Here is a 12,481-nt window from a genome sequence, read left to right on the forward strand (position 1 = left end):
TTGACCCTATGTCGGTGCCGATCAACGGCCTTTCGGTCGATGTCGAGGACTGGTTCCAGGTCGGCGCCTTCGAGAAGGTGATCGACCGGGAGAACTGGAACTCGCTGGCCACGCGCGTCGAGCGTAACTGCGACGCAATCCTGCGGCTGTTCGCCGATGCGGGGGTGAAGGGCACGTTCTTCACCCTTGGCTGGGTTGCGGAGCGCCATCCCGTCCTGATGCGCCGCATCGCTGACGAGGGCCATGAGGTCGCCAGCCATGGCTGGGACCACGAGCGGGTGTTCCGTCTCGGCAAGGAAGCCTTCGCCGCCGACATAGATCGTGCCAGCAAGGTGATCGAGGACGCCTCGGGTCAGACGGTGAAGGGCTACCGCGCGCCCAGCTTCTCCATCGATGCCCGCACGCCCTGGGCCTTCGAGGTGCTGGCGGAGCAGGGCTATGCTTATAGCTCAAGCGTGGCGCCGATCGCGCACGACCACTATGGCTGGCGCGAGGCTCCGCGCTTTGCGTTCCGGCCCATCGCCGACGCCGATTTGATCGAGATTCCGGTGACCACCGCGCAGTTTGCCGGACGGCGGCTGGCGGCTGGCGGCGGCGGGTTTTTCCGAGTCCTTCCCTACGGTTTTTCGCGTTGGGCGATCCGGCAGGTGAACCGTGACGACCGGCGCCCGGCGGTGTTCTACTTCCACCCTTGGGAGATCGACCCCGGCCAGCCCCGCGTCGAAGGGGCGTCGCTGCGCTCGCGGTTCCGGCACTACACGAACCTGTCGGTGATGGCGGACAAGCTGCAGCGGCTGGTTGGTGAATTCCGCTGGGGTCGTATGGACGAACTCGCCGCGCGCGAAGCCTTGCGCGCCGAACCGCTGGCATTTGCCGCATGAACGCGCCGTTCGTGCCCCTGCCTGCACAAGTCCGCCTCGTCGATCTGGCTGATCCGGGGGAGATTGCGCGGCTGGAGGGTTTCGTTGCGCGCCATCCGCAGGGGACGCCGTTCCACCGGCCCAAATGGTTCGTTTCAGTAGCGAAGGCGACCGGCAACTGCGCGCTGGCTCTGGTGCAGGAGAAGGCAGACGAGATCGTCGCTTTCCTGCCGCTCGACGCCATCCATTCGCCGGTTTTCGGCCGTCTGCTGGCCTCCACCGGTTTCGCGGTCGGTGGCGGGCTGCTGGCGACCGAGGAGGCCGATACAGCGGCGATATTCGCTGCCGTCGAGGAACTGGCGCTGCGGCTCACCTGTCCAACGATCGAACTGCGCGGCGGGGTGCTCCCCCCGGCGGGTGAGGGCTGGACACTCAAGACCCGCTCGCACGCCAACTTCGCCCGTCCGCTCGCAGCGGACGACGATGCGCAACTGCTCGATATTCCGCGCAAGCAGCGCGCCGAAGTGCGCCGCTCGCTCGGCATCGACCTGACAATCGAGGTCGGCACCTCCGAAGCGGACCGTGCCGCGCATTACGCGGTCTTCTGCGAGAGCTATCGTAATCTCGGCACGCCTGTCTTCCCCCGAGCGCTGCTCGACGCGGTGATCGACGGTTTCGGCGATGATGCGGACATCCTGACCGTGCGCCATCAGGGCGTGCCGGTGGCGAGCGTCATCAGCGTCTATCACCGGGGTGCCGTTATGCCGTACTGGGGCGGCGGCACCTGGGAGGCCCGGCGCCTTCGGGCCAACGACCGGATGTATTACGAACTCATGCTCCATGCCCGGCGGCGTGGCTGCACGATGTTCGACTTCGGCCGCTCGAAAACGGACAGCGGGGCCTATCATTTCAAGCGCAACTGGGGCTTCGAGCCGGAGCCGCTGACGTATGCGACCTGGACGGCCCCGGGGAGTGCCAGGCGCGATGCCGACCCGACGAGCGGCAAACTCTCGCTCCAGATCAAGCTGTGGCAGCGCTTGCCTCTCGCCGTGGCCAATCGCCTCGGCCCCCTGATCGCACGTGGTATCGGTTGATGGGCGAAATCCTGTTCCTGTCGCACCGCATCCCGTTCCCGCCGGATCGCGGTGACAAGATCCGCTCCCATCACGTGCTCAAGGCGCTGGCCGCACTGGCTCCGGTTCATGTGGCGACGTTCTGCGACGACGAGCAGGATCGTGCGTTCGAACCGGACCTGGCGAACCTCGCCGCAAGCTATTGCCTGGTCAAGCGCTCCAAGTCGCTACCGGTCGCCGGAATACAGGCGCTGGCCAGCGGCCGTCCGATCAGCCTTACCGCGTTTCACGACAAGCACCTCGCAGCCTATGTGTACGATCTGCTTGCCGAGCGGGACATCGATACCGTCTATGTCTTCTCCGGTCAGATGGCGCAGTACGTGCCGGGTGACTTCCATGGCCGCGTCGTTGCTGATCTGGTGGACGTCGATTCCGCCAAGTTCGAAGCCTATGCCGCGAAGGGAAGGGGCTTTCGATCATGGATGGAGCGGCGCGAAGGCCGCCTGCTGCGTCAGGAAGAGGCGAGGATATGCGCGGGTGCCTCCGTCACGCTGCTCATCAGCGGAGCCGAAGTGGGCCTCCTGCGTTCGCGCCTCGTCAATAAAAGCCCTCGTGATAGCAGCAGCGACAGCCATGCAGAGCGTACCGGTGAGCATGGCCGCGTGCGGGCAATGGGCAATGGCCTTGATGCTGCATATTTCAACCCCGAAGCAGTACGCCCGGAACCGCGCATGATGGCGAAGGGCGCGCCGCGCATCGTCTTCACCGGACAGATGGACTACGCACCCAACATCGAGGCCGTCACGCGCGCCATCGATCGCGTGTTACCCCTCGTGCGCCAGACTTGTCCCGACGCCACGCTGCATATCGTTGGCCGCAATCCGCCGCCGATGCTACGGGACCGCTCGGGACGGGACGGCGTCGAAGTCTGGGGCAGGGTGGACGATATTCGGCCGTGGCTCGCCGCTGCGGATGTCGCGCTGGTGCCGCTCGAAATCGCGCGCGGTGTGCAGAACAAGGTGCTTGAAGCGATGGCGATGAGCCTGCCCGTGGTTCTTTCCCCCGGCGCCGCGACCGGCATCGACGCGCTTGACGGGCGGGACTTCGCGATACGCGACGGGGATGCGGCGATGGCGCAGGCCGTCGTCGACCTCACGTGCGCGCGCGAGGCCGCGAAACTGATGGGGGCTGCTGCCCGGACGTGGATCGTCGGCAATGCCAGTTGGGAGGCCGCGCTGGCGCGCCTTCCCGAATATCTCGGAACCCGGAGCGAGGCGCTTACGGATGTCGCGTGAGATGGCATCCGCATCCACCGCCGGGCACGCCCGTGCTTGGCGCGCTCTTTCGCCGCAGTGGTGCCGCGCACTCCTGCGCCTCGGTGCGGCGTGGCTGGTACTGCTGGCCGGCTTTGCGGGAGACTGGGCTGCGATGGCGCGGCAGTGGTGGGACATTTCCACCTACAACCATGTCCTGCTGATCCCGGTGATCCTCGGCTGGCTGGTCTGGCAGCGCTGGCCGCAACTGGAGCAGCTTGCGCCCCGACCTTGGTGGCCGGGCCTGATTCTGCTTTCCGGCGCGGCGTTCCTGTGGCTGCTGGGCGCGATGTCGGGCTTGGACCTTGCCCGACAAGCGGGAGCCGTGGCCATGCTAGGGGCCTGCGTACCCCTGCTCCTGGGCGTCAGGATCAGTGCGGCGCTGGTGTTCCCGCTCGGTTATCTCGTCTTCCTGGTCCCTGTAGGCGAGGAACTTGTCAACGTCCTGCAGACGATCACGGCCGAGATCACCATCGCCCTGACGCACCTCAGCGGCATTCCCGCCGAGATCGACGGCGTCTTCATCAACACGCCGGCAGGTCTGTTCGAGGTCGCCGAGGCATGTTCGGGCGTGAAGTTCCTCATCGCCATGGTCGCATTCGGCGTGCTTGCGGCCAATGTCTGCTTTCTGAGCTGGCGCCGCCGCGCGGCGATGCTGCTGACCTGCGTGGCCGTGCCGATCCTGGCGAATGGCGTCCGTGCATGGGGCACGATCTATGCCGCCCAGATTTTCGGTATCGAGGCGGCGGCGGGCTTCGACCATATCGTCTACGGCTGGTTCTTCTTCGCGATCGTGCTGGCGCTGGTGATCGCCTGCGCCTGGCGGTTCTTCGACCGGCCCCTGAATGCGGCGGTGGTCGACCTTGTCGCCATCGAGAATGCCGCCTGGCTGGGCCGTCTGGAGCGTCTTGCCTTCTCCGGCACCGCAGCGTTGGTCGGGTTCGCGCTTGTGCTGATCGCAGCGCGATGCTGGGCGCTGGCGGCGGATACCATCGCCGCGCCGATGCCCGCGCGTATCGACCTTCCGGTCGTGGAGGGATGGACGCGCGTGGACTACGCTCCGGCGATCTGGTGGGAACCGCGCGCTCAAGGGTCCGATCATCGCCTCCTTGGCCGCTATCGTGATGGCAAGGGCCATCAGGTCGACGTCTTCGTCGCGCTCTATGCCAGTCAGGGCGAAGGGCGAGAGGCCGGCGGCTTCGGCCAGGGCGCGCTCGTCCCCGCGAGCGCGTGGGCGTGGCAGGCACCCGCGCACTCCCTCGAAGGAGGGAAGGGCGAACGCCTCCTCGGCAACGGCCGTGTCGAGCGGTTTGCGATGACGTGGTATCGTCAGGGCGGCCTTTTGAGCGGGAGCAATGCCCGGCTGAAGCTCGCGGTGATCGCCGATCATCTGCTGTTCCGCGCGGAGCCTACGACCATGCTGATCCTTTCCGCCGAAGACATGCCGCGTGGGACGGCCGAGCAGTCGATCGCTTCCTTCCGCGCCTCCACCGGACCGCTTGCGCGCTGGATGGACGGTATCGCTCAGGTCAGGTAGGTCGAGCGACGATGTGCGGGATCGCTGGAATCTATCATCTGGAAACGCCCAAGCCGGTCGATCGCGCCCGGGTCGAGGCTATGTGCGACGCCATCGCGCATCGTGGGCCGGACGGGCAGGGTGTATGGACGGCGCCGGGCGTTGCCCTGGGGCATCGTCGCCTGTCGATCATCGACCTCGCGGGTTCGCCGCAACCGATGGCCTCCCCCGATGGCCGCGCGATGCTCGTCTTCAATGGCGAGATCTACAACTACCGCGAACTGCGGCATGAGTTGAAGGCGGCCGGGGAGCACTTTCGAACCGACGGCGACAGCGAGGTAATTCTGGCGGCGTGGCGGCGCTGGGGGCCGGATTGCGTGACGCGGCTGTTCGGCATGTTCGCCTTCGCGATCTACGACCTGGACGCCCGCACGCTGTTCCTCGCTCGCGATCGGCTGGGCGTGAAACCGTTGTATTATGCGCAGTTGAGCGATGGCAGCCTGGCCTTCGGTTCCGAACTCAAGGCCCTGACCGCTCATCCGCTGTTGCGGCGGGAGATCGACCCGCTGGCCGTCGAGGACTATCTGACCTGGGGCTATGTCCCTGACGATCGCGCCATCCTGAAGGGCGTCTCCAAGCTGCCGGCGGGGCACTCGCTGCTACTGCGTCACGGAGCGCAAATGCCGCGCCCGGCGCAGTGGTGGGATGTCTCCTTTGCTGAACGGCGCAAGGGCAAGCCTGCCGATCTGGAGGCGGAATTGGTACACCTCATGCGCCAGGCGGTGTCGTCTCGCATGGTGGCCGACGTGCCCTTGGGGGCGTTCCTGTCAGGCGGCGTCGACAGTTCCAGCGTCGTCGCTTTCATGGCCGAGGCGAGCGGCAACCCGGTACGCACCTGCTCGATCGGCTTCGATGTCGCCGGGCTGGACGAAAGCGCCTATGCGACGAAGGTCGCGCAGCGCTTCGGCACGAACCACGCTTCGCGGATCGTTTCCCCCGACGATTTTGCCGCCATCGACCGGCTGGCAGGCATGTTCGACGAGCCTTTTGCCGACGCCTCTGCCCTCCCGACCTGGCGGGTCTGCCAACTGGCGCGTGAATCGGTCACGGTCGCGCTGTCGGGCGATGGCGCCGACGAGGCGCTCGGAGGTTATCGCCGGCATGTATTCCAGGCCGGCGAGGACAAGGTCAGGGCTTTGCTGCCGCAATCGCTGCGTGGGCCGGTGTTCGGAGCGCTCGGCAAGGTCTATCCGAAGGCGGATTGGGCTCCGCGGCCGTTGCGCGCGAAATCCACGCTTCTTGCGCTGGCGGGAGATTCCGCGCAGGGCTACGCGCGCTCGATGGCGTTCCTGCCGCCCGAATTGCGCGACCCTCTCTATTCCGACGAGTTCCGCCGCCTGCGCGGCGATTACCGCGCCGAGGATCCGGTGCTCGCGCTGATGCGCGGGGCGCCCGCCCGTTCGGGGCTCGATCGTGCCCAGTATGCTGACCTCAAGGTCTGGCTGCCGGGCGACATTCTCACCAAGGTTGATCGCACGAGCATGTCGGTCAGCCTAGAGGTGCGCGAGCCGCTGCTCGATCACCGCCTGATCGAATTCGCGGCGAGCCTGCCGGAGCGGATGCGCGTGCAGGGCGGGCAGGGCAAGTGGCTGATGAAGCGGGCGATGCGGCGCTATCTGCCCGATGATGTGCTTTATCGGCCCAAACAGGGCTTCGTCACGCCGATCGCGCAATGGTTTCGTGGTCCGCTCGCCGAAACGGCGCGCGACATCGCCGGAGGGGCGGCCCTGGCGCGCACCGGCTGGTTTGACCAGCGGCGCCTCCTCGGCCTTGTCGATGCGCATATATCGGGAACCTCGGATAATTCCCGATTGCTCTGGCAGATGCTCATGCTTGACAAGGCATTTACCTCGCTGGGTGTCAATTAATCGGTCCGCTGACTGCGCTTTGCCGGAGAATTCCGCGTTTCGGGCCAGCCACGCCATTAACTACACAGTTTCTTAGTACCTTTGCGATAGCTCATGCCCACCAGAGCCTCATTTGCAGGGCATGAATGAACAGATTCGGTCGCCATCACCAGTATTCAGAGCGGAAGCCTTCCGCGCTGGTGACCTGCGCCCGAAGCGACCTCACGATGCGGGCAGGGGGAAGGCCATGACCGGGATGTGGGGGCAGCTTCGCGATTTCTGGAAAAGACCGCGTGTCCGGATTGTGTTCTGGGCAGCGCTGACGGGTCTCGCCATGGGCATCAGTGGCCTTGGTCTGCCGCTTGAGGACGGCATGCGGAATATTCGCTGGTCCATGCGTACCCGCAATGCCGATCAGAAAGTCGTCGTGATCCAGCAGGATGAGCGGACGCTCGACGAAGTTGGCTCGGTCGATGTTACTCACGGAAACGATGCGGATGCGCTGAAGAAGCTCTTCGCCGCAGGCGCGAGAAATGTGTATTTCGCTCGATCGTTTGCCAAGCGCGGGCGTGCCGATGACGATCAGAAGCTTGTTGACGTTCTCAAGCAGTATAAGGGCCGCGTTTTCCTGGGCGTTACGCCTGGGGACGATGTCGGCAAAGGCAACTATGCCGGAGCTTTGCCGCTCAAGGAATTTCGCGAATATGCGGTGCCGGTATCGATCTTGGTTCGTCACCGGCCACTTAATCTCAGTGTGCAACTCCCTTACTCTTCGGACAGCGCCATAGGCCGGATTCCATCGCTGTCGGCTCAACTCGCCGGAATAACGAACAATTCCGATGATCTGTATTTTCCCGATTTTTCGATATCGGTCAGATCAATACCGGTCCTTAGCTACATTGACGTAATGCACGATAACTTCGATGCATCGAAGGTTCGCGGCAAGAATGTTGTGATAGCACCTGCTGCGGTCAGCCTGAACGACATCCACAAGATTCCAGGGCAAAATCTCAACGCTCCGGGAGGGTTCTTCCACGTTCTTGGAGCTGAAACTCTGAAGGAGGGCACACCTCGCGATTACGGCTGGTTCGCGCCATTCCTTCTCATACTGCTCGTCGTTGTGTCGGGGCTTGGTCGTGGGCGAGTGCTGGACGTATATCGCTTTACCGCCTTGATCGGGGTGCTGGGAGCCGTGCCTTTCCTGCTCGACCTTGTCAGTGTTCAGGTGGAGGTCATTCCCGCCCTTTCGGTTGCGGTGGTGGCGGTCATTCGCATGAGAAACCTCGATCGAGTAGAGGAAGCTGGCGAGACGAACGCCGGCTCGGGCCTGCCCAGCGTTCAAGCCCTGCGCAATTCGCCTGACCTGTCGACGCGCATTCTCGTCGCGCTGAAGATCCGCAACTACGGCGGAATTATCGGCAGCTTCGCCGAGCATGTCGAGGCGCAACTCGCGAAGGAGATCGTGCGGCGTATCCGCATCAGCGACGAGAGCGTCCTGATCTATCACGAAGGCGGAATGTTCGTCTGGCTTTCGTCTATCCGCAGCACGTTTGACCTCTTCGAGAACCTCGAAGGTCTGCACAGGATCGTCCAGAACGGCATCCAGGTTGGCGGTATCGACATCGACCTGTCGTTCAACTGCGGCATCGACTCCGATTTCGATCGCCCGCTTTCGGGCCGTGTCGCCAGCGCGATGCAGGCTGCGGAAGAAGCCGTGCGAAATGACGAACTGGTCTATCAGCACGACGCCCGCAAGCATGAGGCGCAGTGGGAAATCTCGCTGCTGACTTCGCTGGATCGGGCGATCGACAACGGTGAAGTGTGGGTTGCCTACCAGCCCAAGCTTGGCCTGCGGTCGAATCGCATAAGCGGTGCAGAGGCGCTTGTTCGCTGGACTCATCCCGAACGCGGGCCAATCAGCCCGGACAAGTTCATCCGCATCGCCGAGGAATTTCACCGGATCGAGCGCATCACCCGTTTCGTCATCAACGACGCGGTGAGAGTCGCTGTCGAACTGGAACGCCATGGTTACGAGATGACGATGTCCGTCAACATTTCGGCCCAACTCCTGCGCAATCCGGGTTTGCCTGGAATGATCGCCGAAATTCTCGCAGCGCACGGTCTGTCACCTAACCGCCTGATCCTTGAAATTACCGAGACCGATCGTCTCGACCGCAGTTCCAAGACGTTCCAGATGCTTCAGCGCCTGGTTCAGTCCGGTCTGCGCCTCTCGATCGACGATTTCGGCACCGGTAACGCGACGATCGACTATCTTCGCTATCTGCCTGCAAGCGAAGTGAAGATCGACAAGACATTCGTGTCGTCGATGGAAGGCAGCAAGGAAGATCTGTTGCTGGTCCAGTCGATCATCGAAATGGCGCACTCGCTGGACCGCGTCGTCGTAGCCGAAGGCGTCGAGACAGCGAAGGTTCTTGAGATGCTGTCAGGTCTCCATTGTGACCTGGTTCAGGGCTATCACGTAAGCCGTCCTGTCCCATTCCGGGATTTCCTGGACTTCGTCTCCGGCCGGAGGGCGCGTCTCATTGGTTAAAAATTTCTTGATGCATCGTTAACTAACTATTATCCATGTGAACGGCCGCAGCGATGCGGTCGTTCACATGGGGAATGATGATGAACAAGGACATCTGGGGCGGTGGTTGGTGGGGCGGCGGCATCTAATTGATGCTGTTCACCTACTAATCCAAACTTAACTGTTTGGATTACCGCAGTAAAAAGAAGCGCTTTCCAGAAGAACTCCTGTCTTTTGGAAAGCGCTTTTTCTTTATCTGGCGGATGTGTTCTTAGAAACGTGAATGGTAATGGCGTCAGGTTTTCGTGCCAATCGCTGTTAAGCGTTAACCAATCGCTTAACGTACTAAATGCGGTCACATTGAACTATGCGACTTCGGCACCGCGAATCGCATCCCGATTCGGGACTCGTTAACGAAGTTCAGTCTTCACCATGTCCGAGCGCGAGGTAATCGGCGCTTTGCATTTCATTAAGGCGACTGATCGTGCGGTCGAATTCGAACCGTCCAGTCCCGGATTCATACAAATCTTCAGGAGCCGCATCAGCGGCTGCGATCAGCTTGACCTTGTTCTCGTAGAGCGCGTCTATCAGCGTAACGAAGCGCGCTGCCTCATTTCTGCGGTCCGGCCCCATCTTCGGGATGCCGACGAGGATCACCGTATGGTAGGCGCGTGCGATGGCGAGATAGTCCGCCGCACCGCGAGCTTCGCCGCAAAGGCGCTTGAAGCTGAAAACGCCCACACCCTTGAGGCTTTTGGGGACGTGGAGCATCCGGCCGCCGCCGACGTCGATATCCGCGGATGGGACATGTTCGCTGTCTTCCGGGGGATAGTCGGTAAGGCGATAGAAAGCCTCGCGTGCGGCTTCGGTGGCGGGCTCGCCCAGTGGCTCATGCCAGGTCGCCATGCCGCCGAGGCGTTGCATGCGGTAGTCGGTGGGGCCGTTGAGCGTCAGGACGTCGAGTTCCTGCTCGATCAGTCCGATGAACGGCAGGAAATGCTCGCGGTTCAGCCCGTCCTTGTAGAGTTCGGAAGGGGCACGGTTCGAGGTGGTCACGATCGTGACGCCCTCGTTCGTGATCAGGTGCGTGAACAGCCGGCTCATGATCATCGCATCGGCCGAGTTGTTGACGACCATCTCGTCGAAGGCGAGGCAGCGGACATTGCGGGCAATGGCCGCGGCGACCGGCGGGATCGGGTCGCCGGTTTCCTTCTTGCGCTCGTCGCGCAGAAGAGCGTGGACCTCGAGCATGAAGGCGTGGAAATGCACGCGGCGCTTGCCGGGAATATCGAGCGTCTGGACGAAGAGGTCCATCAGCATCGACTTGCCGCGTCCGACGCCGCCCCACATATAGACGCCGCGCGGCGCTGCAGCCTTCTTGCCGAGTAGCTTGCCGAACAGGCCGGTCGAGGACGATGACTTGTAGAATTCGCGCTGGAGGCGGTTCAACCGCTCGGCTGCGGCGGCCTGTTCCGGGTCTGAGCGCAGTTCGCCGGTCGCGACCAGCGCTTCATAGCGTTCGAGCATCGCGCTCATTTGGGGGCACTCGGCTTGCGCAGGGTGCCCATGAAGCTGGCGACCAGATGGTCGCCCTGTTCCACCGTACCGCGCACGAAGACGAGGCGGCGGGTTTCCTTCATGATCTCTGCCACGACGTCGAGCGGGTCGCCGATGCGACCTGCGCCGATAAACTGGTTGCTGAGTTCCAGTGTCACCGCGCCCACGGCGTCTTCGCCGAGCACGGTGTACATCGCCGCGAACATACCGACGTCGATCAGAGCCAGGGTGACGCCGCCGTGGACTGCGTCGAGCACATTGCTGTGCTTTAGTCCCGCCTCGACCAGGCGAAGGCGGGCGCCGCGTTCACCTTCGCGGCGGACGATCATGCGTCCGAGGCCCTGCGAGTTGAAGCGCGAACCTTCGTTCAGCTTCCATGTGCGCCAGCCAGGGAACTCCGGGTCCGGCTCATGGATGAATGTACTGCCCTGCGCCACGGGAAGGGATACCGGTCGCGGCCCGAAGGCTCAGACCTGGCGCTCGGCCTGCATCTTCTTGATTTCGGCGATGGCGCGCGCGGGCGAGAGGCCCTTGGGGCACACGTTGGCGCAGTTCATGATGGTGTGGCAGCGGTAGAGACGGAAGGGATCTTCCAGTTCGTCCAGACGCTCGCCGGTCATCTCGTCGCGGCTGTCGGCCAGCCAGCGGTAGGCCTGCAGCAGGATCGCCGGGCCGAGGAACTTGTCCGAATTCCACCAGTAGCTCGGGCACGAGGTCGAGCAGCAGGCGCACAGGATGCACTCGTAGAGGCCGTCCAGCTTCTCGCGCTGTTCGGGGCTCTGCAGGCGCTCCTTGCCCGACGGGGTGGTCGAGACGGTCTGCAGCCAGGGGCGGATCGAGGCGTACTGCGCGTAGAAGTGCGTGAAGTCGGGAACGAGGTCCTTGATCACGTCCATGTGCGGCAGCGGGGTGATGCGGATGTCACCCTTGAGGTCCTCGATCGCGGTGGTGCAGGCGAGGCCGTTCTTGCCGTTCATGTTCATCGCGCACGAGCCGCAGATGCCTTCGCGGCACGAGCGGCGGAACGTCAGCGAGGGGTCGATCTCGTTCTTGATCTTGATGATCGCGTCGAGGACCATCGGGCCGCACTGGTCGAGATCGATCTCGAACTGGTCGTAGCGCGGGTTCTCGCCCGAGTCCGGGTCGTAGCGGTAGACGGTGAACTTCTTGACCTTGGTGGCGCCCTCAGCCTTGTGGACGTTGCCACGCTTGCTGATCTTGCTGTTCGCCGGGAGGGTGAAGGTCGCCATGGTAGAATCCCCGTGATCTTGCAGTGCGGCATGAACCGCTTTGTGGTCCCCCTCTAGCGATTCGTCCGCATAGGGCAAGAGGTGACTATGGAGAGGTGAGCGGTGGAATATCGGGAAATGCACCGATATCGGCGCTGCAGCGGATCCTGCGGGCGCATGACGCGCAAGTGCCGTTGCGAAAGTCGCGGGCGTCGAGGTTTACACGGTTTACACGGTCCAGAGGGAAAAGGTGTCACCTTGTGCGGTCTGTTCAAGGCCATGCCACGCAAATCCGCCATTTCCGGGCTGAAATGTGTCACCTTGGGTGTAACCTTGTGGCGCCGATGTGTCACCTTAGGTGTCACCTTGCGATCCCAAGGTGTCACCTTGCAGGTCGGACCTGTCACCTTGTGACGAAAAGCCGTCAGCCGGAAAGCGGTCCGTCGGATCGCAAATAAAAGAGTGAGAACGCAGAAAAGCATGGGCGGAAAAGTAC

The 12,481-nt window shown here is 63.1% G+C and carries 10 protein-coding genes; 6 read left to right on the forward strand and 4 right to left on the reverse strand.

The window, feature by feature from the left end:
* Positions 1 to 8: 8 nt before the first annotated feature.
* The 6 genes from ACODRZ_RS01865 to ACODRZ_RS01890 all read left to right on the forward strand — a co-directional run bounded on the left by ACODRZ_RS01865 (position 9) and on the right by ACODRZ_RS01890 (position 9,220).
* On the forward strand, positions 9 to 881 hold the full coding sequence (locus ACODRZ_RS01865; protein ID WP_488970864.1) for an XrtA system polysaccharide deacetylase: 873 nt from the start codon (positions 9 to 11) through the stop codon (positions 879 to 881).
* Positions 878 to 1,954 (forward strand): FemAB family XrtA/PEP-CTERM system-associated protein, encoded by a 1,077-nt coding sequence (locus tag ACODRZ_RS01870; protein ID WP_488970863.1) that lies wholly within the window; start codon positions 878 to 880, stop codon positions 1,952 to 1,954. The genes ACODRZ_RS01865 and ACODRZ_RS01870 overlap by 4 nt, the downstream gene beginning before the upstream one ends.
* Positions 1,954 to 3,228, forward strand: a complete 1,275-nt coding sequence (locus ACODRZ_RS01875) for a TIGR03087 family PEP-CTERM/XrtA system glycosyltransferase (RefSeq protein WP_488970862.1) — start codon at positions 1,954 to 1,956, stop codon at positions 3,226 to 3,228. The genes ACODRZ_RS01870 and ACODRZ_RS01875 overlap by 1 nt, the downstream gene beginning before the upstream one ends.
* Position 3,229: 1 nt before the next feature.
* A complete protein-coding gene (xrtA, locus tag ACODRZ_RS01880) occupies positions 3,230 to 4,783 on the forward strand; it encodes an exosortase A (protein ID WP_488970861.1) in 1,554 nt (517 codons plus the stop codon).
* A gap of 11 nt (positions 4,784 to 4,794) precedes the next feature.
* Positions 4,795 to 6,690 carry an XrtA/PEP-CTERM system amidotransferase gene (locus tag ACODRZ_RS01885; protein WP_488970860.1) on the forward strand — a complete coding sequence of 632 codons (1,896 nt, stop codon included), beginning with the start codon at positions 4,795 to 4,797 and terminating at the stop codon, positions 6,688 to 6,690.
* Positions 6,691 to 6,916: 226 nt separating this feature from the next.
* Positions 6,917 to 9,220: an EAL domain-containing protein gene (locus ACODRZ_RS01890; RefSeq protein ID WP_488970859.1), complete on the forward strand. Its 2,304-nt coding sequence runs from the start codon at positions 6,917 to 6,919 to the stop codon at positions 9,218 to 9,220.
* Between the two features lie 29 nt (positions 9,221 to 9,249).
* Here the strand turns inward: ACODRZ_RS01890 and ACODRZ_RS01895 are convergent, their stop codons facing one another.
* The 4 genes from ACODRZ_RS01895 to ACODRZ_RS01910 form a co-directional block, all read right to left on the reverse strand.
* A complete protein-coding gene (locus ACODRZ_RS01895) occupies positions 9,250 to 9,558 on the reverse strand; it encodes a hypothetical protein (protein WP_488986160.1) in 309 nt (102 codons plus the stop codon).
* 61 nt (positions 9,559 to 9,619) lie between these two features.
* The gene (gene zapE / locus ACODRZ_RS01900; protein WP_488970858.1) at positions 9,620 to 10,735 is read right to left on the reverse strand and encodes a cell division protein ZapE; all 1,116 of its coding nucleotides are present in this window, start codon (positions 10,733 to 10,735) and stop codon (positions 9,620 to 9,622) included.
* Positions 10,732 to 11,193, reverse strand: coding sequence for a PaaI family thioesterase (locus ACODRZ_RS01905; RefSeq protein ID WP_488970857.1), 462 nt, complete (start codon positions 11,191 to 11,193; stop codon positions 10,732 to 10,734). The genes zapE and ACODRZ_RS01905 overlap by 4 nt, the downstream gene beginning before the upstream one ends.
* Positions 11,194 to 11,223: 30 nt before the next feature.
* A complete protein-coding gene (locus ACODRZ_RS01910; RefSeq protein WP_488970856.1) occupies positions 11,224 to 12,006 on the reverse strand; it encodes a succinate dehydrogenase iron-sulfur subunit in 783 nt (260 codons plus the stop codon).
* Positions 12,007 to 12,481: the final 475 nt, after the last annotated feature.

It is taken from the genome of Novosphingobium sp. FG90 (assembly GCF_057808725.1).

What these genes read in the sequence shown, in the direction of transcription:
- ACODRZ_RS01875 (WP_488970862.1), top strand. Translation starts at nt 1,954, where the DNA reads ATGGGCGAAATCCTGTTCCTGTCGCACCGCATCCCGTTCCCGCCGGAT.
- ACODRZ_RS01865 (WP_488970864.1), top strand. Translation starts at nt 9, where the DNA reads ATGTCGGTGCCGATCAACGGCCTTTCGGTCGATGTCGAGGACTGGTTC.
- ACODRZ_RS01870 (WP_488970863.1), top strand. Translation starts at nt 878, where the DNA reads ATGAACGCGCCGTTCGTGCCCCTGCCTGCACAAGTCCGCCTCGTCGAT.
- ACODRZ_RS01885 (WP_488970860.1), top strand. Translation starts at nt 4,795, where the DNA reads ATGTGCGGGATCGCTGGAATCTATCATCTGGAAACGCCCAAGCCGGTC.
- ACODRZ_RS01890 (WP_488970859.1), top strand. Translation starts at nt 6,917, where the DNA reads ATGACCGGGATGTGGGGGCAGCTTCGCGATTTCTGGAAAAGACCGCGT.
- ACODRZ_RS01910 (WP_488970856.1), bottom strand. Translation starts at nt 12,006, where the DNA reads ATGGCGACCTTCACCCTCCCGGCGAACAGCAAGATCAGCAAGCGTGGC.
- zapE (WP_488970858.1), bottom strand. Translation starts at nt 10,735, where the DNA reads ATGAGCGCGATGCTCGAACGCTATGAAGCGCTGGTCGCGACCGGCGAA.
- xrtA (WP_488970861.1), top strand. Translation starts at nt 3,230, where the DNA reads ATGGCATCCGCATCCACCGCCGGGCACGCCCGTGCTTGGCGCGCTCTT.